Annotated in this window: 23 protein-coding genes and 1 tRNA gene; 15 read left to right on the top strand and 9 right to left on the bottom strand. The window is 70.1% G+C overall.

The annotated features are described in order from the left end of the window. The first annotated feature begins 195 nt into the window (after positions 1 to 195). The 4 genes from BL253_RS33250 (at position 196) to BL253_RS33235 (ending at position 3,304) form a co-directional block, all read left to right on the top strand. Positions 196 to 1,047, top strand: a complete 852-nt coding sequence (locus BL253_RS33250) for an ATP-binding cassette domain-containing protein (RefSeq protein ID WP_076821469.1) — start codon at positions 196 to 198, stop codon at positions 1,045 to 1,047. Continuing rightward, positions 1,044 to 2,348 carry a sugar ABC transporter permease gene (locus BL253_RS33245; RefSeq protein WP_076821467.1) on the top strand — a complete coding sequence of 435 codons (1,305 nt, stop codon included), beginning with the start codon at positions 1,044 to 1,046 and terminating at the stop codon, positions 2,346 to 2,348. The genes BL253_RS33250 and BL253_RS33245 overlap by 4 nt, the downstream gene beginning before the upstream one ends. Positions 2,349 to 2,533: 185 nt before the next feature. Further along, positions 2,534 to 3,088 carry a Uma2 family endonuclease gene (locus tag BL253_RS33240; protein WP_076821465.1) on the top strand — a complete coding sequence of 185 codons (555 nt, stop codon included), beginning with the start codon at positions 2,534 to 2,536 and terminating at the stop codon, positions 3,086 to 3,088. A gap of 143 nt (positions 3,089 to 3,231) precedes the next feature. Further along, positions 3,232 to 3,304 (top strand) — tRNA-Glu (locus tag BL253_RS33235). A 207-nt stretch (positions 3,305 to 3,511) separates the two neighbouring features. Here the strand turns inward: BL253_RS33235 and BL253_RS44930 are convergent. Both BL253_RS44930 and BL253_RS33225 read right to left on the bottom strand, forming a co-directional pair. After that, positions 3,512 to 3,637, bottom strand: coding sequence for a hypothetical protein (locus BL253_RS44930; RefSeq protein WP_274535287.1), 126 nt, complete (start codon positions 3,635 to 3,637; stop codon positions 3,512 to 3,514). 30 nt (positions 3,638 to 3,667) lie between these two features. Further along, complete coding sequence (locus tag BL253_RS33225; protein ID WP_241835362.1) at positions 3,668 to 3,868, bottom strand: hypothetical protein; 201 nt, start codon at positions 3,866 to 3,868, stop codon at positions 3,668 to 3,670. On the opposite strand from BL253_RS33225, the gene BL253_RS33220 reads away from it, so the two are divergent. From BL253_RS33220 to BL253_RS33205, 4 genes are all read left to right on the top strand, one after another. After that, a complete protein-coding gene (locus tag BL253_RS33220; protein ID WP_081438944.1) occupies positions 3,829 to 4,074 on the top strand; it encodes a TetR/AcrR family transcriptional regulator C-terminal ligand-binding domain-containing protein in 246 nt (81 codons plus the stop codon). The genes BL253_RS33225 and BL253_RS33220 overlap by 40 nt on opposite strands. Before the next feature lie 451 nt (positions 4,075 to 4,525). Continuing rightward, positions 4,526 to 4,990: a hypothetical protein gene (locus BL253_RS33215; protein ID WP_131831634.1), complete on the top strand. Its 465-nt coding sequence runs from the start codon at positions 4,526 to 4,528 to the stop codon at positions 4,988 to 4,990. A gap of 455 nt (positions 4,991 to 5,445) precedes the next feature. Continuing rightward, positions 5,446 to 6,129 (top strand): SigE family RNA polymerase sigma factor, encoded by a 684-nt coding sequence (locus BL253_RS33210; protein WP_076821462.1) that lies wholly within the window; start codon positions 5,446 to 5,448, stop codon positions 6,127 to 6,129. Continuing rightward, positions 6,126 to 7,373: an MTB12 C-terminal domain-containing protein gene (locus BL253_RS33205; RefSeq protein WP_076821460.1), complete on the top strand. Its 1,248-nt coding sequence runs from the start codon at positions 6,126 to 6,128 to the stop codon at positions 7,371 to 7,373. Before BL253_RS33210 ends, BL253_RS33205 begins: the two co-directional genes overlap by 4 nt. Before the next feature lie 79 nt (positions 7,374 to 7,452). Here the strand turns inward: BL253_RS33205 and BL253_RS33200 are convergent, their stop codons facing one another. After that, positions 7,453 to 7,950 carry a YncE family protein gene (locus tag BL253_RS33200; RefSeq protein ID WP_076821458.1) on the bottom strand — a complete coding sequence of 166 codons (498 nt, stop codon included), beginning with the start codon at positions 7,948 to 7,950 and terminating at the stop codon, positions 7,453 to 7,455. Between the two features lie 45 nt (positions 7,951 to 7,995). Further along, positions 7,996 to 8,778 carry a hypothetical protein gene (locus tag BL253_RS33195; RefSeq protein WP_076821456.1) on the bottom strand — a complete coding sequence of 261 codons (783 nt, stop codon included), beginning with the start codon at positions 8,776 to 8,778 and terminating at the stop codon, positions 7,996 to 7,998. Positions 8,779 to 9,260: 482 nt separating this feature from the next. Between BL253_RS33195 and BL253_RS33190 the strand changes: the two genes are divergently transcribed. From BL253_RS33190 to BL253_RS33180, 4 genes are read left to right on the top strand one after another with little or no spacing between them, the layout of a single operon-like run. After that, positions 9,261 to 10,133 carry an SDR family oxidoreductase gene (locus tag BL253_RS33190; RefSeq protein WP_076821454.1) on the top strand — a complete coding sequence of 291 codons (873 nt, stop codon included), beginning with the start codon at positions 9,261 to 9,263 and terminating at the stop codon, positions 10,131 to 10,133. A 28-nt stretch (positions 10,134 to 10,161) separates the two neighbouring features. After that, on the top strand, positions 10,162 to 10,638 hold the full coding sequence (locus tag BL253_RS33185; protein ID WP_241835360.1) for a MerR family transcriptional regulator: 477 nt from the start codon (positions 10,162 to 10,164) through the stop codon (positions 10,636 to 10,638). Beyond that, complete coding sequence (locus BL253_RS44255) at positions 10,635 to 10,910, top strand: MDR/zinc-dependent alcohol dehydrogenase-like family protein (protein ID WP_241835359.1); 276 nt, start codon at positions 10,635 to 10,637, stop codon at positions 10,908 to 10,910. Before BL253_RS33185 ends, BL253_RS44255 begins: the two co-directional genes overlap by 4 nt. Positions 10,911 to 10,919: 9 nt before the next feature. Beyond that, complete coding sequence (locus tag BL253_RS33180; protein ID WP_241835358.1) at positions 10,920 to 11,555, top strand: zinc-binding dehydrogenase; 636 nt, start codon at positions 10,920 to 10,922, stop codon at positions 11,553 to 11,555. Positions 11,556 to 11,878: 323 nt separating this feature from the next. Here the strand turns inward: BL253_RS33180 and BL253_RS33175 are convergent, their stop codons facing one another. The 3 genes from BL253_RS33175 to BL253_RS33165 all read right to left on the bottom strand — a co-directional run bounded on the left by BL253_RS33175 (position 11,879) and on the right by BL253_RS33165 (position 15,541). Continuing rightward, positions 11,879 to 12,568, bottom strand: coding sequence for a nuclear transport factor 2 family protein (locus BL253_RS33175; protein WP_076821450.1), 690 nt, complete (start codon positions 12,566 to 12,568; stop codon positions 11,879 to 11,881). Positions 12,569 to 13,162: 594 nt separating this feature from the next. Beyond that, positions 13,163 to 13,909, bottom strand: a complete 747-nt coding sequence (locus BL253_RS33170; RefSeq protein ID WP_076821449.1) for a hypothetical protein — start codon at positions 13,907 to 13,909, stop codon at positions 13,163 to 13,165. 174 nt (positions 13,910 to 14,083) lie between these two features. Then, entirely contained in the window at positions 14,084 to 15,541 is a 1,458-nt protein-coding gene (locus BL253_RS33165; RefSeq protein ID WP_241835357.1) for a carboxylesterase/lipase family protein, read from the bottom strand. 13 nt (positions 15,542 to 15,554) lie between these two features. Here BL253_RS33165 and BL253_RS44250 point away from each other — a divergent pair, with 13 nt between their 5' ends. Both BL253_RS44250 and BL253_RS33160 read left to right on the top strand, forming a co-directional pair. Further along, on the top strand, positions 15,555 to 15,908 hold the full coding sequence (locus BL253_RS44250; protein WP_241835356.1) for a hypothetical protein: 354 nt from the start codon (positions 15,555 to 15,557) through the stop codon (positions 15,906 to 15,908). Positions 15,909 to 16,491: 583 nt separating this feature from the next. Next, entirely contained in the window at positions 16,492 to 16,677 is a 186-nt protein-coding gene (locus tag BL253_RS33160) for a hypothetical protein (RefSeq protein ID WP_076821447.1), read from the top strand. Between the two features lie 27 nt (positions 16,678 to 16,704). Here BL253_RS33160 and BL253_RS33155 read toward each other — a convergent pair whose 3' ends face one another. Then, positions 16,705 to 17,997, bottom strand: a complete 1,293-nt coding sequence (locus tag BL253_RS33155; protein ID WP_076821445.1) for a PP2C family protein-serine/threonine phosphatase — start codon at positions 17,995 to 17,997, stop codon at positions 16,705 to 16,707. Positions 17,998 to 18,244: 247 nt separating this feature from the next. Further along, a complete protein-coding gene (locus tag BL253_RS33150) occupies positions 18,245 to 19,054 on the bottom strand; it encodes a ribonuclease E domain-containing protein (RefSeq protein ID WP_076821443.1) in 810 nt (269 codons plus the stop codon). 426 nt (positions 19,055 to 19,480) lie between these two features. On the opposite strand from BL253_RS33150, the gene BL253_RS33145 reads away from it, so the two are divergent. Further along, the coding region (locus BL253_RS33145) for an IS110 family transposase (RefSeq protein ID WP_241835355.1) at positions 19,481 to 19,844 on the top strand (364 nt) is incomplete at its 3' end.

Raw genomic sequence — 19,844 nt, 5'->3', positions numbered from 1 at the left:
TCGTCCCGCCTCGGCAGGTCGCGGACGCTGTTTTAGCGGCACAGAGCCACCCATACTGTTATCGATCTGTAATCAAGGACACATCCACCCACCGCCACCATCCGCTTCGTTCGCGCGCCAATACGACCTGCCAGATCCGCTCCACCGATCCGACAGGAACCCAGGCCGCTGATCCGCGCATGGCGAGGAGTGATCATGAGCGACCATCCACCGCCGGGAACGCCCGTCCTCGAACTGCGCGGCGTCCACAAGAGCTTCGGCCCGGTAGAGGTGCTGAACGGCATCGACTTCGCGGCCAACGCGGGAGAGGTGACCGCGCTGGTCGGTGACAACGGCGCGGGCAAGTCGACGCTGGTCAAGTGCATCGGCGGGATCTACTCGATGGACTCCGGCGCCTACCTGTTCAAGGGCCAGCCGGTCTCGGTCCACCTGCCGAAGGACGCGGCCGCGCTCGGTATCGAGATCGTCTACCAGGACCTGGCGCTCGCCGACAACCTGGACATCGTCCAGAACATGTTCCTGGGACGGGAGAAGCGGGGCCGCTTCGTCGCCCTCGACGAGGCCTGGATGGAGAAGGAAGCGGCGAAGACGCTCGCCGGGCTGTCGGTCCGGACGGTGAAGTCGCTGCGCCAGCGGGTGGCCAGCCTGTCCGGTGGACAGCGCCAGACGGTCGCCATCGCCAAGGCGGTGCTGTGGAACAGCTCGGTGGTCATCCTGGACGAGCCGACCGCCGCGCTCGGYGTCGCGCAGACGGAACAGGTGCTTCAGCTGGTCCGCAGGCTCGCGGACAACGGCCTCGCGGTCGTCCTGATCTCGCACAACATGCGTGACGTCATTCAGGTGTCGGACCGGATCTGCGCCCTMTACCTGGGCAGGGTCGCCGCCGACGTCCGCACGGCCGACGTCACCGTCTCCGATGTCATCCAGATGATCACGACCGGCTCGCCGCCGGACAAGACGACGCCCGCGAACGGCGCCGAGGACGGCGCCCACAAGGACGCCGTCGCGGCGTCCGGCACGGTGGCGGCCAGCGGAGGTACGGCATGAGTACCACGGACGTCGCCCCCAACCTGAGCAAGGAGCCCGCCGCGCCTGGCACGCCGGCCTCCACCGACGCCGAGAACGTGCCGTCGGTGGAAAGCCCGAACCTGCTCGACTACGGCCGCGAGTACGTCAGCAAGGTCCGCGGCGGTGACATGGGGGCGCTGCCCGCCATCCTGGGTCTGCTCGTACTGTGCGTCGCGTTCGCGATCCTGCGCTCGCGGTTCGTGTCGGCCATCAACTTCGCCAACCTGTTCACACAGGGCGCGGCCGTCACCGTGATCGCGATGGGCCTGGTCTTCGTCCTGCTGCTGGGCGAGATCGACCTGTCCRCCGGCTTCGCCTCCGGCGTCTGCGCCGCCGTCATGGCCACGTTGACCGCCGAGCATGGCCAGCCCTGGTGGGTCTCGATCCTCGCGGGGCTAGGGACCGGGGTCGCGATTGGGCTGGTGCTCGGGTTCCTGGTCGCGAGAGTCGGTATCCCGTCGTTCGTGGTCACGCTGGCGGCGTTCCTGGCCTTCCAGGGCACCGTCCTGCTGATCATCGGCAACGGCGGGAACATCTCCATCAGAGACAAGACGATCGTCGCGATCTCCAACAAGAACCTGCCGACCTACGGCGGCTGGATCCTGTTCGCGGTCGTGGTCCTCGGGTTCGGCGCGAGCCAGGTGATGCGCAGCGCCACCCGGCGGCGCGGCGGACTGTCGGCCGACCCGATCTCGGTGGTCGCCGTTCGCACCGGCGCACTGGCCGTGCTCACGGGCCTGGCGGTCTACGCGCTCAACCTGGAGCGCTCGCGGACCGCGATCGTCTCGCTCAAGGGCGTGCCGATCGTCATCCCGATCATTCTCGTGCTGGTCGTCGTGGGGACGTACGTCCTCAACCGCACGTCCTACGGGCGGCACATCTACGCCGTCGGCGGCAACGCCGAGGCCGCCCGGCGTGCCGGCATCAACGTCGTGAGCATCCGGATCTCGTGCTTCGTCATCTGTTCGGCGATGGCGGCGGTCGGCGGCATCATCGCCGCGTCCCGGGCGACCTCGGTCGACCCGAACGCCGGCGGCAGCAACACGCTGCTGTACGCGGTCGGCGCGGCGGTCATCGGTGGCACCAGCCTCTTCGGCGGCAAGGGCCGGATCGTCGACGCGGTGCTGGGTGGCGCCGTGGTCGCGGTCATCGACAACGGCATGGGCCTCATGGGATACAGCGCTGGCACCAAGTTCATCGTCACCGGCTGCGTGCTCGCCGTCGCCGCCAGCGTCGACGCCCTGAGCCGCAAGCGCGCCGCCTCCACCGGCCGCATCTAGCGTCCGGGCGTATCCAGCGTTCCACGGCCGCGCCCCCCGGCACCGATCTCCGGTACCGGGGGGCGCGGCCGTCTCGGCGTCTCCCTGTCTCGGCTGGACTGACGAGACAAGCGAGACGGGGGCGCTACGCTGGCTGAGACGGATCAAGCCGGTCAGGCTCAAGGAGGTGCGCCATCACCGCGGAGATGATCGCTCCCGCCTGGATGCACCAGCAGATCACGGCGGAGGAGTACGACTCCTGGTCCGAGGAGCAGTGCGCGGACATCGAGATCGTGGACGGGATGGTCGTTGTGAGTCCCAGCGCGTCCAGGCGTCACAATCGGCTGGCCAAGATTCTCGCGGTTGCGCTGGAGGCCGCTGCCGGGCCGGACTGGAACGCCGATCTCGACTTTGATGTTCGACTGCAGGATGTGCCGCTGACCAACCGTCGCCCTGACGTCGTCGTGTATCGCGCCGACACGCTGGACATCATGCCGGCCCGGCCCGAACACATCCTGCTCGTCGCCGAGGTTGTCTCGCCAGGATCGGAGACGACCGACCGGATCGTCAAGGCGGAGCAGTACGCGAAGGCTGGCATTTCGTACTACTGGCGGATCGAGCAGCCTCCTGCCGGCGTGCCGATCGTCTACACATACGTCTTGGACCCCGCGACCAGGAGCTACCGCGACGGCGACGTCCACACGGGCGTCGTCGAGGCAACCGCGCCGTTCCCGGTAAAGATCGATCTCACCCGCCTGTAAGACGGGGGACGAGGCCCCGGTCCTCGCCGTCTGTTCGCTGGCTGGACCGAGGAAGCCGTTTGGCGGTTGACCTACCCGTCCCCTATGCTTGCCCGGAGTTCCCGACGGTCCAGGCCACGCGCAGCGACCGCTCAGGGCCTTCCGCCCCCATCGTCTAGTGGCCCAGGACGTCGCCCTTTCAAGGCGGTAGCACGGGTTCGAATCCCGTTGGGGGCACGCGCGGAGTAGTTGATCCGTTACGGATTGTGCCTGGCGGGTGAGTTGGGTGGGGTATTTTCTCACCTGTAGATCGCCTCAGCTGCTTCACGTTTCCGACTCGGTCGACGCCGGTCCCACGTGCGACGAACCCGGTCCCGCGCCTCGCACGGGTCCGACGCCTCCTGAGTACGCGGCCGACCGGGGCGGCCTGCTGCTGGGTGGCGGTCAGCAGACGATCGGGGCGACGGTCGGCAGCTCCGACGCGGCGGCCGCGACGGCGACGCTCGCGGCTGCCGGCATCCGGTTGGTGAGCAAGAAGCTCGCTGTCGACATCGCGGGCCTGGTCAGCACGCTCGTCTCGACCGGTATCAGCCGGTGGGGCTACTCGCTCGGGTCGGGAGTGACGCAAAAGGGGCTTTCCTCGTAGCGGATGTCGTATTTCGCGGCGATCGGGTTGATCTTTGCTGGGTCGAGGGCGCCGTTGGTGAGGACGCTCGGGCCGGCCTCGAACAGGTCCTCGAGGTACTTCTCCCAGCCGCCGGGTGAGGAGATCTGCAGCACCCGCGGCGGTGGCGTCGACACCCGGCGCAGGGCGTGCGGGATGCCCTGGGGGAGCAGCCGGGATCGAGCGCGGTGAACTCGACGGCCGGCTCGACCCGGATCAGGCCATCGACCAGCTGGCCGGACCGCTGATCTACCGGCGGCTGCTGGCCGGGCGGACGTTCGGCGCTGACTACGTGCGGGGTCTCGTCGGCGACTTCCTCAGGGCCCATGGCCCTCGCCCATGAGCGTGCGCCGCTTCGCCGCGGGGCGCCGGCTGGCGTGAGGTGATCAGGCGGCGGTTGTCGTCCCGCAGCGGCGGGCCGCCCGTGGCAGCACCCGCCAGAGCCTGCCGACCGGCACGGTTCCCACTACCCAGAGCACGTAGGTGAGCGGAGTCCACATTCACCATGTTTCGTTCGTCGGAGGAGGAGCCTGACTGTGTCCCAGCAGCATCGCCACAAGACGTGACCATCGTCGGACGCGATGATCGAACTGGCTGCACTCCGGCTGGCCTGGACCGACAGCGCGTTGGCGGTGGCACGCTCAGCGAGCGCCAACGCGCACAGACAGCCGGATCTCGGCGCGTGTCTCCAGTCGGGTCCTGCGCCTGCGGCGCCGAGTCGTGGCACGGCGGCGGCCCCACCCGCGGCTCCGGCGCCCGCTCCCGCGGCGTCACCGGCCGCCCCGGTGTTCCCGGTGTCGCAGGCGGAGCGGGTTGCCGCGACGCCGAAGCCCTCGACGTTGCCGGCCGAGGCCGCAGCGGCCAGCTCGTTCGTTGTCCCTCCTGTCAACGCGACTCCGGCCGGGGCGCTGCCGATCGCTGCCCCCGCGCCCGGTACCGACCCGACCAGCGCGCCGTCCGCGCCGTACACCCCGGCTCGGGCCACCGACCCGGTCCGCCCCTACACCGCTATGCCGGTCAGCGACGGCGTGCCGCTTGGCCCGGGGCAGCAACCTCTCGCCACTGCGGGTGCGCCGGACCTGCCGCAGCCCTTCGGGACGAACACGTGCGACGTCCACTGCTGGCTCGCCATGCACAGTGGAGGTGGGGGCTTCGGCGGTGTCGGGGACTTCCTCGGCGGCCCGTTCGGGGACCTGCTGGGCGACGCGGCGCTGACCGCTGCCGGACACGTTCCGGGAGCAGGTTCCCGACGTGCTTGAGCGCTATCAGCGCCGCACGGGACGGCTCGCGCGGGTGATCGGCGAGGTGGTCCGCGAGTTAGCGGGCCGTCCGGTATCCGGTGCCTGTCCGCGTTAACGATGTCCGCCGCGCGCCATCGGACGTCCACGCCGCGCGGCGCCGGCCGCGGCGGGCCGCGTATTGAAGCCGCCGCTGGGGAGCCTTTCGGTCGTTGCTCGGCCGTTTTCGCCGTCCGGCGCCGTGCCGTGACTTCCTGACTGTCAGAGAGCTACTTCGACGCGACACGCGCCGCCGCGGAGGAGTAGGGCATCAGGACGCGATGGCGCTGACGCGCCAGAGGTTCGGACCRCACAGGTCACAGCCTTGACTCGGCCCTTGTGGCCGGCCGCGCCGAATCGCCCGGTTCGGCGCTCATCGTGGGGTGCGCCTGGCTGCGTCTGGTATGGCGTCCGGTCCGGAAGGCGGGAGATGAGGGATGCGTGCCGATGAGGAACAGAGCTTCGAGAAATTCGTCGCCACGGCGGCGAAACGGCTGCTGTTGAGCGCGACGCTGCTGGTCGGCGGTGACTGGGCTGCCGGCGAGGACCTGTTGCAGGGCGCGTTCGAGCGGACCTACCGGCACTGGCCGAAGATCGCCAACCGGCAGCCCGAGGCCTACGTGCGCCGCGCGCTCGTCAACGCGGCGACCAGCCGCTGGCGTGGGCTGCGGGCACGCGCACCGGAAGTGCCCCTCGTCGTCGACGGCTCCTGGACCGCGGACGCGTCCGGCCTCAGCGCCGATCACGCCGACGCCGTGTCCGAGCGTGCGAGCCTCGTACGGGCCCTGCTGTCTCTCCCACCCCGCCAGCGGGCCGTGATCGTGCTGCGCTACCTGGAGGACCTGCCCGAGGCCGAGGTCGCCGCGGCGCTCGGCTGCTCCATCGGCTCGGTGCGCTCCCAGGCCTCCCGGGGCCTCGTCCGGCTGCGTGCCGACGACGAGCTGCGCGGCCTCGCCGGCGAGCCGTCACCACCCGGACCGGCGCCGATTCCCGACGGCCCGGGCCGAACGGACGTCCTGACGAACGAACCGAGCCCATCAGCGCGGCCGTGGCCTTCCGGCCCGCGGCTCTCGGGCTCCCAACCCACCAACGCCCGCACCACCAGGAGGGAGGCGCGATGACCCACTCCGGCCACGACCTCGAATCCCGCCTGCGTGCCCTCGGCCCGGCGCTGCCGCTGCGAGATGTCGCCCAGACCTTCACCGCCGACGTCCGCGCCCAGGCGGGCCGTCGTCGCACGCGCGGCCGGCTCGTCACCGCGCTCGCCATTGTTCTCGGCGGTTTCGGCATCCCCCTCGGCCTTCTCGCCGCGACCGGGACCCTCGATCGCCAGGCCGCGCCAGCCGTGTCCRTCACGCCTCGTGAGGGTCTGAACTCCTATGGCGGGCTCACCGTTACCTGGCTACCTGGCGGGATGACCCATCAGGGCGACTACACGGTCCTGCCGCCGCGCGCTGACAGCCCCTATCCCACGCCGCGGCTCACGGGCACGTCCGAAAACTATCCAACGCTGTCTCAGTACAGCTTGGGCGTACGACGCGTAGGGGTGTTCACCAGCGAGTTCGAGGGATCCATCCCTGCCGACCCGACCAGCGCCACCTCGGGCCAGGCAGCCACGGCTGCGTCCACGCAGCTCTGGGTCAGCGTCTCCTGGGATCCGATCAGGACGGACATGTACTCAATCACGACCGACCTGACCGGCCCTCGCTCGATCCCGGCAAAAATCCTGGGCACCACGCCAGTCGGCGTCCAGCGGACCGTCGGCGGCCGACCGGCGCTCCTCATCACCGCCGACATCGGCCAGGGAGAAGGCACCTCAGGCCCCCAAGGCGCTCGCCGTTACGACACGGCCCTGGTCTGGTTGACCCCGTCCGGGGTCTCGCTCAGCGTCGAAACTCTCGGGACGACCCCCGCCGACCCGGCCACACTCCAGCGGATCGCCGACGGACTCGTCCTCGGCGCGCGGCCGGCGACCCCGGCCAACCTGCCGCCGCCCGACGCCGCCACCGCGGCGGCGGTACGCGCCGCGATCCATGACACGTTCTCCCCCGACGCCAGCGCCGACGAGTTCGCCGCGGCCGTCCAGGACGGCGCGGCCCTCACCGGCGTCCGCGCCCAGCTTGCCACCGACAGCCCACAGCTCGTCGACTCCCTCACCGCCACAGCGACCAGCCTCGACGCCACCAGCCCCAGYACGATCAACGCCGACGTCACCCTCGCCTGGAAGGGCAGCAAACCCGGAGATCCTCCGGCGACCACCACTATTGCCGTAATGCTGATCCATACTGCCGACGGATGGCAGGTGGCCCGATCCAGCTACTGCGGCGTGATCAGCTCGGTGGGCGTGAACTGCCCGCCAGTCTGAGCGAGCGTGGCAGCCCTGGCGTGCCTCCAGACGGCCCCGGAGCCGCGGAGTACGCGGCTCCGGGGGCGAACCTGCAGCGTCAGTTCTGGATCGCCAGGGCGATGGGTCCGGAGCCGACGGGGACGGAGGCGGTGATCTCGGCGGTATCAGGGTCGAGCACCCTCAGCGTGTCCGTACCGCCGCCCACAAGGTAGAGACGCGGGCTGGCGAGGCCTTCGGAGGGGGCGACCGCCGCCACAGGGGGCTGCAGAATGTACTCACCACGGTGTTGGTGTCGCGATCGAGGATCGCGACAGCGGGATGCCCGAAGGTGCGGCTGGCGACGTACACCCGGGGGTCGCGCGTCGGTGTCGATAGCAATGCTTCTGGGGAAGACATCGGCGCCAAGGTCGACGGTGGTGATACCCAGTTTCGCGTCGATGACCGTCACGGTCGTCTCGCCGGCATTGGCGACGTACACCTGCGGGTTGGACAGACTGTCGGTCGCGGCCACGCCCTCCGGAGCAAGGCCGACCGGGATCGTCCCCCAAGGTTGGGCTCCGATGCCTGGATGGTCATCGACGAACGCGTCGGGCATCCACCAGCGTGGCTGTGGGTGCGGGCATCGTCGGTACCTCCTCGATCAATCTTCCTGTGGCTCACCATCGAGGGTTCTGACGCTGTCTCCGATCTGGGTGTGGGTGTCGGTGCGTAGCTGGGCGACGAGTCTGCGTGCAGTGGGGGCGCCGACGTGGAGTCTTTTGCGTAGGGTTTCTGCGGATATGGGGCGTTGGTGGTGTTGCCAGTTGAGGACGTCTTCGGCTCGTGCTCGGTGGAGTAGGTCTTGCTCGCGGGCCTTGCCTGGACCCGGCCGCGGATCCGTCCTTGCCACCTCCGTTTCGGTGACCGGAGGTCGGCTCGTTGGTTTGTCGTGTTCGGGGGCTGGTGGGCCTGGGTGCTCGGTGGACGTGGGCGGGGCGGCTGCGGAGTTGAGGGCTTTCATCGCTTGGAGGAGGCCGGGTCCGACTTCGGACCAGCCGATGAGTAGGAGTGGTCCGACGGCGTCGAAGGCGGCTTTGCCGTAGTTCTGCTCGATGAGTGGTTCGGCGACGTTGAGTGCCAGGGTGACGAAGCCGGCGAAGACGAGTAGTCGCCATGCTGGGCGCATCTGCTGGGTGGTTGCGCCGCCGAGTGCGAGGTGGCGGATGCCGAGGAGGAGGCCGATGACGGACAGGTCGACTGCGGGGGCGACGAGGGGTGCGACGTAGGCCGGGACGCCGAGTTGGACTCCGAGGGCCCAGGRGTTGCCGAAGCCGAACAGGAAGCTGAGTCCCATGACCAGCGCCATGATCACGGTGACGCCTGAGGTGGCGGAGTTCCCCTTCTCGCTGGTGCTGCCCGCACCACGGTCCCCCGGCGCGGTCATCGGGCGCCTCCGCGAACGGGAAGCTCAAAACCGCCCTCGATGACGAGCCGGCCAGACGTGGAACTGCTGATCGTTCCTGCACTGGTCTGCTGCGTATCCCGTTGGGGGCACACTTGGAGTAGTTGATCCCATACCTGGCGTCAGTAGTAAGCGGTTGGCTGCGACGGCCAGCACAAACGGATCAAACCCCGCCGCGGCGGGGCCAAGGCGCGGTCGCGGTCGAGCACTCGATCCTCGTCGCGATCTACCACATGCTGGAGCGCGGCGAGCCCTACCACGCCATCCAGGCCGCCTGACCCGGCGCGGTCACTCCGCCGAAGGTGTCCGTTCCAGCGTGGGCACCCGCCGGAAGGCGCCTGTCCCAGCGCGGTCGTCTCGCCCTGGGCCGCGTTGCGCTCATCGGTCACGTTCTATTTCCCTTTAGATCGGTCCCTTAGATCGGTCTTGCGTTCGAGCGCACTCGAACTCCTATCGTCGGCGACATGGCTGCATCCGATCCGTTCACGTGGATCATCACCGGGGCGACCCGCGGCTTCGGTCGTGCCATCGCCGAGGTCGCGCTGGGCCGCGGGGACTCGATAGTCGCGGCGGTACGGCGGCCGGCGGCGATGCAGGATCTCGTCGACCGCCATCCGCACAGTCTGGAAGTGGTCGAGTTCGACGCACGCGACGTCGGAGGCGTCCCGCGGGTCGTCGATGCCGCCGCGGCACGGTTCGGCCGGGTGGATGTGCTGGTCAACAACGCCGGGCGCGGCTATGTGGGCGCAGCCGAGGAGGTCGGTGAGGACCAGTTGCGCGAATCGCTCGCCCTGCACCTCTTCGTGCCCGCGGCGCTGGTTCGAGCGGTGATGCCCACGATGCGCGCGCAGGGGGCGGGAACCATCGTGCAGATGAGCAGCCAGGGCGGCCGCTTCGCCTTCCCCGGCGTGGGCGCGTACTGCGCCGGCAAGTTCGCCCTCGAGGGCTGGAGCGAGGCGCTGGCCGGCGAGGTCGCGCCGTTCGGCATCCGCGTCATGCTGGTGGAGCCGTCGCGGTTCCGAACGGCGTTCAACCGGAAAGACGTGCTTGCCATAGCCGACGTCGACGACACCTACCGCGACGCGCTGGCTGCGGTGCGGGCCGGCCTCGTCGGCGCGGACGGCGCCCAGGAAGGCGACCCGGAGAAGGCGGCAGCCATCATCGTGAAGCTCGCCCACGGCGACGAGGTCCCGCTCCGGCTACCGCTCGGCGCCGAGGCGGTACAGCGGATCGGCGCCTCGTACCGCGCCGGTCTCACCTCGCTCGCGCAATGGGCGGACGTGGCCCGCGGTTCCGACTTCGCCGAGGCGGTCGTCCCAGTCGACCGGCCGATCTGAGAGGCCCAGCGTGACCACGGACGATCTCATGAGCAAGGCTCTGGCCAGCCTGAACGAGATGGACGGCCCGATACCGGTTGAGGCGATCCACCGGCTGGCCGACCTCAACGACCTCGACGATCCGCTGACGATCGCCCAGGCCGCCGATCTTCTCGACGTCTCGCCGCATACTCTGCGGTACTACGAGCGGGCCGGACTGATCGTCGTGGACCGTGCCCCGGGCGGCCACCGCAGCTACGACGCGGCGGCCATGCGACGTCTCGTGTTCCTGACCCGGATGCGACTGTCCGGCATGCCGATGCGCGACCTGCAGCACTACGTCCGGCTGGTCGACGAGGGCGAGGCGACCGTGCCCGAACGCCTCGACATGCTGCTGGAGCACCGCGACACGATCTGCCGTCAACTCCGCGAGCTCACCCTGTCGCTGGCCGCCACCGAATACAAGATCGCCACGTACGGCGGCCGCACCGGCGACGACGCCGACTTCGCCGAGGCCGGATCATGAAGGCCCTGGTCGTCCAGCACGATCACCCCTTGGGCCTGCGACTCGTCGAGTGCCCGGATCCCATGCCCGAATCCGATCAGGCGCTCGTACGGCTTACCGCCACCACCCTGAACTTCGGCGAGGTCGTCTACCGGATCGCCGCGGCACCCGACGGCGCGGTGCTCGGATGGGATGCCGCCGGAGTGATCGTCCAGCCCGCCGCCGACGGATCCGGACCGCCGGCAGGCACCGCGGTGGTCACCACGGGTGAGCACGGCGGTGGCTGGGCATAGCTGCGTGCCGTGCGCAGCGATCTGCTCGCTCCCCTTCCCGAGGGCGCCGACCACGGACTCGCGGCGACGATTCCGGTCGCCGCGGGATCAGCCCTGCGGGCGCTGCGGAGGCTCGGATTCCTGCTCGGACAGCGAATCATGATCACCGGTGCGAGCGGCGGTGTGGGGCGGTTCGCGGTCCAGCTCGCCAGCCAGGCGGGCGCCGAGGTCATCGCCGTCGCCGCCAGAGCCTTCGCCGACGACCTCGCCCGCCTGGGCGCCGCTCAGACCGTCGACCGACCGGACCAGCTCGCCACCACCATCGACGCCGCCATCGACCTGGTCGGTGGCGACACTCTCGTGCAGGCGTATCAACGACTTCGCGATCCCGGCGGCGTCCTCGTCAGCGTGGGCCGCGCGTCGCGCCAGGACATCCGCTTCCCGCCTGACGCCATCTCCGGAGACCGCAGAACGATCCAGTCCTTCTACCTCTATGCCGACACGCACCGGCTGGCCGAGGACATGAGCTGGCTGGCCGGCCAGATCCATCACGGTCGCCTCGAGGTGGGCGTCGGGTGGCGCGGGCCGTGGCAGYAGGCCGACGAAGCCATCACCGCCCTCACTCGGCGCCGGCTCCACGGCAAGGCCATCCTCGACCTCGTGTGACACTCCCAAAACCGAACCTCGATCCGCCGACGATTCTCCATGACCTCCGAGTGATCAACTCGGGCGATGTGTGGATCTTCGTGGGGGTTTGAGTTCTCGCGGCGGTTGCAACACCACCCTCGAAAGGTGTTGTAGTGACCGGATCCCGACGCAACGGAAGGTGGGGCCGGAGGAATCCGGAGGAGCCACCCGTCGTACCACCCGTCGTCCGTGACATGGCGGATCGCGACGAATTCACCGACCGGCGCAGACCGATCCGGCCGGGCCGCCACGGTGAACCCACGGCGACCCGGCCGCCTTACTTGTGCGGGAGGCCGTCCTGATCAGCCGCGGCCGGTACCGGCCGGCTCTCCGGGGATGTTGTCCGGGAACCCGATGTTTCCGCTGCCGTCACTGCGGCCCATCGGGTATTCGACGGAGGTGTGGGCGAACTCGTCGGCGTTGATCTGAAAACTGGTGATCAGCCAGCGGTTGTGGACGCGGCGGACCTCTCCCCGGTAGTTGCCGGTGATCCAATCCACTCCGGGCGACCCGGCCAATTTTCCTGCGCCGATGAAGTGCGGTGTCGTCCCGGAACTGTACACGATCGCGCTGTCGGGTCCGGTAAATACTACTTCGACGTTTCCGATAAGATGACGGGTGCTGAGATAGCCGTGGTCCTGACCGAACTGTCGGACGAAGTCGACCCACTCCCCGATGTTTTTCGCGCTTTCGAAGGGTGCCTGGCCGAGCAGGCCGATGGAGATATGGGCGTCAGGCGTAAAACAGGCGCCAAAGGCGGCTCGGCCTTCGCTCGCTGCTTTGCTCGCGTCGGCATAGTTGCGATATACGGTGTCCTGGGCGCGGCCGTAGCAGGCCTGCGTGGTCTGGATGGCGACGGTGTCGGCGGCCCGGTCTGGGCCGTGCTCGGACGCGCTTACACCTGCGCCGGTAGCCACGATCGCCGCTACCGCGGCCGCTCCCGTGGCGGCGATTGTCGCCGCCGCTCGCCGAACGATTCCGATCTTGTTCACGGTTACCTTTCTGGTAATGCTCGCACGGCGCCGGAGGCGATGGACACGGAATTTCCGGTCGCCGGCCCGCCGCGGCCGCCTGGGTTGATTCGCTCTCTCGAAAGGTAGCTGGCGGCTCGCGTGTAGAAAATGCTCATCAAGCGCAGTATCTTGTCCGAACTACTCAAGGACGTTCTGCGGGGAACGGCGGCGCGCCGGTCGCCCGAGAAGGGTGGGCATCGGTCCGCCTGCGTTGGCACGGCATGGGCGCGGCCGCTCGGTGCTTCTGTTGCCTGTCGGCGCTGCTGGCGGGTGGGTTGTCGGGTGTGGCCATCGAGCGCCCATCACCGCGCAGTGCGGAGACGCGGCGCGAGGCCTCCTCGGCCCGCCGTTCGCGACATCGGCGACGGAGCGGATCGGCTACCTGGAGATCCTCGCGGAGAGTTGGGAAGCGGGAGCCGGTCGTTCACCTGCATGGTCGGCTACACGACCAGGGACGGCAGCCCCCGTGCCGTGACGGGCGACCTCCAGCACCCCGTCACCGTGGCCGGAGCCTGATCACACGGTCGACGCCCTGACCGACGTACTGCGCTGGTGGACATACCCAGAACGGTCCTACGCGGATGCCGCCAGCGCCGGGGCCGGGTCGGACCAGCGGTAGGTGGTGTGGAAGAAGCCTCGGACGGGGCGGCCGGAGATGGCCAGGTTGTGGCTGACGAGGACGGGGCCGGCGGGGTTGGCGGTGTCGAAGGAGAGGACGACGTCGTCKGCGCGGTCCAGCGGGGTGTTCGGGTCGTAGACGCGCAGGGTGACGGCCGTGCCGGACTGCTCGTAGGCGTAGGCGAGGACCTGGTGGTTGAAGCCCAGCTTCATCGGGTCGGCGGAATGCGCGGTGATGATCCCGAGGGCGGAAAGACGACCGGAGTCCAGGCCGAGCCGGATCTTCGGCCACTCGTCGACGACCGTGACGCGGCCGATGCCCGCGCGGCGGCCGAGCGCCCAGACGACGTCCGCGTCGGCCGTTCGCTGCAGGCGGTAGTAGGTCAGCCCGCCGCGGGGAAGATTCCAGCTCGCGAGCAGGCGGCGGACGATGTACCTGTACAGCGGTGACGCCGGGAGTGGCGGCGTGACATCCGCCGGCGGCTCCCGGCCCGCCTCGAACAGATCGCGCACCGCGAATATCATGCCGCCGCAGAGGCCACGGCTCGCGTCGCCGATCGGGATGCCCCTGCCCACGCCGGGCACTCGCACGGCGATGACGGGCTGGTGCGGGAAGCGGTTGGTGAAACGAAACGCGGACTCGCTGGGCAGGAAACCCTTTGCCTCGCCCGTCATCGTCGCCGTTGCGATCGCATCGGTCATGCCGCCCCCACCCCGCCGCCGCCAGGGCCGCCGAACCAGTGGGCCCGGCGGTGCGTTCCGGTCAATCAGGCGCTCGGCGGAGCCGACAGACCCCGCTCGCCGCCCCTCACGGTGAACCGATCGCCCGCGTGCGCGCAAGAGGGCTCAGCGAAAGCCGGCGTGCGCCGGCCCGCGTCAGCTCCAGACGTCGCAGTGATGGGCCGACCAGGTGCCGGCGGCCGGGGCGGTCCTGCCGGGGGTGAGCAGCAGGCGGTCGTCGCCGGAACGGACCGCCGGGACGTCGAAACGTGGCCAGGCGACCGCGGAGCCGGTGGCCGTACCGGAGCCGTTCGGGTTCCCGGTCGCCGCGAAGCGGGTCCAGTAGCCGATCATCGTCTTCGACAGCGAGTGCTGCTCAGGCGTCGTCAGTTTGCCGGTGAGGCCGGGCAGCAGGAAGTCGAGCTCCGCGCCGTGGGTCGCGCCGGCGCCGAACTCGGCATTCACGGCCGGCCGCTCCGGGACGTCGAACTCGTACAGGTACGTGGGTACCCGGGCGATCGCGGTGGTGAGCTGCGCGAAGGTGGTCGCCTGGCACGTGAACATCGAGTCGGTGATGATCCGCGACAGCCGCTCGCGGGCGGGCACCCGACCGGGCGGGTAGGCGGCGAGCACCCGCTCGGCACGGTCCGGGAACTGAGTGCGGACGACGCCGTCCACTCCGAGGTCGGTGACCGGACCCTGGTTGGCCCAGTAGGTCGTGAACGGCCGTCCTTCGTCCTGGACCGTGCCCATCAGCATGGGGACGTTCGCCAGTTTCCCATTCCATAATGCCTGGGACGGGGTGAGTGGCAGGGTCTTGCCGCCGACGGCCGGTGAAAACGGAAACGGGTTGAAAATCGAGACGTCAACGGCCGACGCCGCCATGATCTCGGCCGCCGAGTGGAAACGCAGGCAGAACGCCGCYGTCGCCGCGTCGACACAGCCGAGCCGGTTCGCCAGGGCGGTGCCGGTCTGCGAGGCGACCGCCATGGTCGGGAGCTTCCAGCCGCACGGCCCACTCTCCATGACCGCCCGCTGGAACAGCCCGTTCGCGGCGGGAGCGGCCAGCAGCGCGCAGACATTGATCGCCCCCGCGGACTCTCCCATGATCGTGACGCTCTTCGGGTCGCCGCCGAACGAGGCCGCGTTGCTCCGGACCCAGCGCAGCGCGGCGGTCAGATCCTGGATGGCGTAGTCGCCGGCGTCCCCGCCGCTCTCCTGGGCCAGGGAGGGCAGGGCGAGATACCCGAGCGCCCCGAGGCGGTAGTTCGTGGTGACGACAATCGCCGGGCCACCGGTGGTCAGCGCAGTCGGGTCGGCCTGCTCGCCGGTACCGCCGACGAACGCGCCGCCATGGATCCAGAAGATCACGGGCAGGTGGCCGTCCGTCGGAGCTCCCGCCGGCCGGGAGACCGTCAGGTACAGGCAGTCCTCACTGGACAGCATGCTCAGCGTGCCGGTCTGCGCGCAGGCCGGTGCGCCGCGGCTCCCGTCGCGAATTCCCTGCCACGGCTTCGGCGGCGCCGGCGCGGCCCAGCGCAGCGTCCCGACGGGCGGCGCGGCGAACGGAATCGCGTGGTAGCGATCCATCTGACCGGCGCGGATACCACTCACCAGGCCGCCGGCGGTGGCGACGACGGGTGGCTGTCCCTTCGGATCCGCGCTGAACGTCGGCGCGGCTCCGCTCGAGGACGAGGCCGCCGACGGCGACGACCCGCCGGCCGCGTCGGGACCGCTGCCCTCGAGCTGGCAGGCGCTCGTCCCGGCGGCGACCACAGCCAGCATCACCGCGGTGGCGAGGGCGTTGGCGAGCCACCCGTTCCGGCGCCCGTGGGACGAGACCCGGCGCGCGGGCCGGCCGGTCCGGTCCGCGGACGCCGGTCGCGCGTGCGAGGAACGTGAGGAGGCGGCCACCCGCCGCCAGGCCATCATGCCGGCCGGCGTCAGCCGACACCGGCCGGCGAGGACGCCGGCGGCCTGAACGCGCGCATATCGGCCCCTCTCCCCGGCCAGGGCTGTGTGTCCACCGCGCTCACGGTTCGTTCCCGCCATCCAAAGACGTACGGGATTCGCGAGTGCCGCGTGGCGCGAGGACAGATGTCGGTCTTTGACAGTAGTGGGAGCCAGACGGCATCCGCCGGGGACGCCTGGCTGTGGCGCCGGGGGCTCGCTGTGGACGGCCGGGCCGTGGCCGCCCGGAGTTCATCAGGTGTTCGTGTCCAACGGGCGCCAAATTACGGGTCGCGACCGGGCCGCGACCACGAGTACGACCCGGGGCCTGGCGGGAGGCCGGCACGCCGGTGCCGCCCGGTCATCTCATGGTTGAGGTGGCCACCGCGCATGACGCCTTGGCGCGATACGGACACCGCACACGGAGCACCTGGATCACGGAGTCGGTGTGTTTGCCGCCGGCCAGTCGCCTACCGGTCATTTCCACCGGCTGTCCATCACGTCGGGCTAGCCTCACTCCCAGTCGCCGTCCGTGCGGAAACCGCCGGCTGGCAGGGATTCCCGACCGCAATCGCCTGGGCCCCGTCGCGGGCCCCGTTTTCAGGAGCGCAGCTATGGGTCTGTTCTATCGGGGCTGGAGTTCGTTCGGCCCTTTCAAGTTCAGCGGCGACGGCGCCGGCGTCAAGCAGGTCAGGTTCACGCTCGGCCGCGTCGACTGGTGCCTCTGGGCGAAGGACGGCTGGGGTCGTGACTCCAGGATCGACCTGCCCGGCGCGGTCGACTACCGCAACGGCAACTAGCCCGCGGCGGGCAGCGCTGTGCCGTCGTCAGGCCGAACGGTGCGATCGGCCGGCGCGGAGACGGCGCCACCCGGACGCCCCCAGCCCGATGGCGCGGACGTACACGGGGCCGCCCGAGGCGGCTGGAGTGGCCGTGGCTGGCGGTTCGGCGTCCGGATCGGTGACACGAGACCCGGTGCGCGGCCCGTTGTTGTCCGCCGCGGACAGCTGCCGCGGCACCGTGGGCTCGGACGCGAGCGGGCGTCGTTCGATGAGCAGCATCGCGAGGTCGTCGCGCAGGTGGCCGCCCGCGTGCAGGGTGACGCGTTCGGTCAGCCGATCGAGTGCCTCCTCGAGCGTGCCGTCGAACAGCACGTCGAGGTGGTCCTGGAGCGGGAAGAACTCGCCACCTGGCGAGCGGGCTTCGATCAGCCCGTCGGTGAAGAGCAGCAGGCGGTCCCCAACGGCCCACTGCCCGGCGGTCGGCGTGAACCGTTCGGCGAGCCCCAGCGGAGGGCTCGGCGACTTCAACCGCATCTCCTGGCCCGCCCTCTCCTGTCCGCCGCCCGTCACCTCGGCTCCGTCGGAGGGCCTCCTGGACAGATGCATCGGCGGGTGGTGACCGGCCGAGCAGAGGCTGAGCCGTCCGTCGGGGTGAATGTCGAGCAGCAGAGCGGTGACGAAGTCCTCCGCTTCCGCCTGCCGGTTGACGGCCTGGGCGCAGGCCGCGGCCACCTGCTCCGGCTCGAGCCAGGTCACCGCCGCCTCGCGGAACGCGCCGAGGACGACCGAGGCGAGCCGAACCGCGGGCAGGCCCTTGCCGCGGACATCTCCGATGATCACACGAATGGTGTGCTTGGTGGCGACGACCTCGTACAGGTCACCGCCGATGGAGGCCTCTTCCGCCGCCGACAGGTAACGGGCCGCCAGCGCGGCGCCTTCGATCGTGGTGGGTACGTCTGGCAGCAGCGCGCGCTGGGCGACGTCGGCCACCGCCCGGACCTGGCGCAGCTCGGACTCACGGTGKCGTAGTTCCGCCTCTCGCAGGCTCCTGTGCACCGCGATCCAGACGGCCACGGCGGACTGCGCGATGACGAGCCCGACCGCGGCCAGGTGCTGGGGCTTGCCGAACCGGTCGTCCCAGATCCCGGAGATGACAGCCATGACCACCGCCAGACCGCCGATCGCGGCGGTACGCCGTGGTCCACGGGCGCCAGAGACGAGCAACGCTGACAGTCCGAAGTACCCGGCAAGGGCAACATTCGCGAACAGACCGATGCCTACGGCGCAGGCCAGCACGGCGAGCCCGAGCATCAGCGCACGGTCCGGCTTCCAGGGCATGAGGCATTCTCGCCGTCCGGTCACCCGCCCGTCGCAGGTACCACCGGATTCGCCCCGTCGATCTACGTAACGGCGCGATCGGGACACCCGCGGAACGCCTGGCGGAACCGTGCCAGCACCTGGCGCAACGCCGATGGCCGACGGCTGTCAGCTGACAGCCGTCGGCCCACCGCTTCCCCGCTGATCCCCTCCCCACCGACCTCTGGATCTTGGTCGCGCGGTTCGCGGATCAGCGGGGAGGCTGGGCCTAGCCGCGACGAGCGGCGCGACGACGGCGCAGCCAGACGGCGGCGGCGACGGCGGCCAGGCCGGCCCCGGCACGCCGGGCGGCCACCGGGTGGTGACGTGCCTGCTGGCTGACCGCGCGGGCGGTCTTACCGCTGGTCGCGGCCGTGCGCTCGGCGCTCGCGGCGATCCACGGGTGCTCGCCGGCCTGCCGCCGCGCGTTCTCGACGGCCCGGTCCCGCGCGGCGACGGTCCGCTCGGCCGCGGCGGCCAACCGGGGGTTCTGCGCCGCCTTCTCCTTGGCGGTCGCGACGGCCGGGGCGACCTTCTCCTTGGCGGTCGCGACGGCCGGGGCGACCTTCTCCTTCGCCGTGGTGACGGCCGGGGTGACCTTCTCCTTCGCCGTCGTGACGACCGGGGTGACCTTGTCACGCACGGTGGTCACGACCGGGGTGACCTTGTCACGCACGGTGGTCACGGCGGGCGTGACAGCGGGGACGACCTTGTCGCGCACGGTGGTCACGGCCGGGGTGACCGCGGGGACGACCTTGTCGCGCACGGTCGCCACCGCTGGTGCGACGCGGTCCCTGGCGCCGGCCAGCACGCTGGCGGCGGTGTCGTGATGCCCGTTGGGATGTTCGTCGTGGTGCTCGTTCGGGCCGGCCTCGGCGCTGGCGGCGCTGGCGGCGCTGGCGGCGGTGGACTCGGTCCCTCCGAGTTGGGGGTCTGTGGGTTCGGTGACGCCGCCGACCTTCTGGGCCGGCTCATCCGGTCCAGAAGGGACCCCAAACCGGGCCCCGGCGAGGTCAGGCGAACTGTTCTGTTCGGTCACCAGATCCTCCTTGGTGCTTGATGCCACGCCACCGCCACAACCTCGCGGACTGTGCGAGACGGATCGTGACCGGCAAAGTACACATTCGGTGGGTTACCCATGTCGCTACGGAGATAGTCCGCTGTTGTTTGTGAGATGGACACCCATGTGGCAGTGAGACGACAGGAGGAACGCTCCGGTTGGACCCGCGGTCTCCCTCTCCGTCGGCCGCGGTGGCCGTGTCACAGCGGCACGGATCCCCGCCACAGCGGCATGCGTCCCTGATGCGATGAAGGAGCGGGGCCTCCGCTCCTTGGTGACGRCCCCCGGGTAGGCCGGGGGTTGTTGCCATCGTCACTGGACGAGGAGGCCCCTGTGACTCAAGGGTACGAGGGTTCGCAGGTAGTCGGTATTGATCTGCATCGTCGCCGGAGTGTGGTGGTGCGGATGACGCCGGAAGGTGTTCCGCTCTCGACGGTCCGGATCGCCAACGATCCGGAGACGTTGGCGGCGGAGGTCGCGAAGGCGGGTGCGCACGCCGAGGTGGTGTTGGAGGCGACCTACGGCTGGTACTGGGCGGTCGACGCGCTGGGCGACCTCGATGCCCGGGTGCATCTGGCCCATCCGCTGGGGGTGAAGGCGTATTCCTATCGGCGGGTGAAGAACGACATCCGCGACGCCACGGATCTGGCGGATCTGCTGCGGATGGGCCGGCTGCCCGAGGCATGGATCGCCCCGCCCGCCCTGCGCGAGCTACGGGAGATGGTCCGTCACCGCGCCGGCCTGGTCGCGGTCCGCTCCGGGTTGAAGG

Source organism: Pseudofrankia asymbiotica (genome assembly GCF_001983105.1).
Classification (GTDB): Bacteria; Actinomycetota; Actinomycetes; order Frankiales; family Frankiaceae; genus Pseudofrankia; species Pseudofrankia asymbiotica.
This window is presented reverse-complemented; position numbering and strand designations above follow the sequence as displayed.

Bases quoted from the DNA above. Each gene is read 5' to 3' on its own strand.
- BL253_RS33240 (WP_076821465.1), top strand. From the start codon at position 2,534: ATGATCGCTCCCGCCTGGATGCACCAGCAGATCACGGCGGAGGAGTAC.
- BL253_RS33210 (WP_076821462.1), top strand. From the start codon at position 5,446: ATGCGTGCCGATGAGGAACAGAGCTTCGAGAAATTCGTCGCCACGGCG.
- BL253_RS33200 (WP_076821458.1), bottom strand. From the start codon at position 7,950: ATGCCCGACGCGTTCGTCGATGACCATCCAGGCATCGGAGCCCAACCT.
- BL253_RS33190 (WP_076821454.1), top strand. From the start codon at position 9,261: ATGGCTGCATCCGATCCGTTCACGTGGATCATCACCGGGGCGACCCGC.
- BL253_RS33185 (WP_241835360.1), top strand. From the start codon at position 10,162: ATGAGCAAGGCTCTGGCCAGCCTGAACGAGATGGACGGCCCGATACCG.
- BL253_RS44255 (WP_241835359.1), top strand. From the start codon at position 10,635: ATGAAGGCCCTGGTCGTCCAGCACGATCACCCCTTGGGCCTGCGACTC.
- BL253_RS33160 (WP_076821447.1), top strand. From the start codon at position 16,492: ATGGGTCTGTTCTATCGGGGCTGGAGTTCGTTCGGCCCTTTCAAGTTC.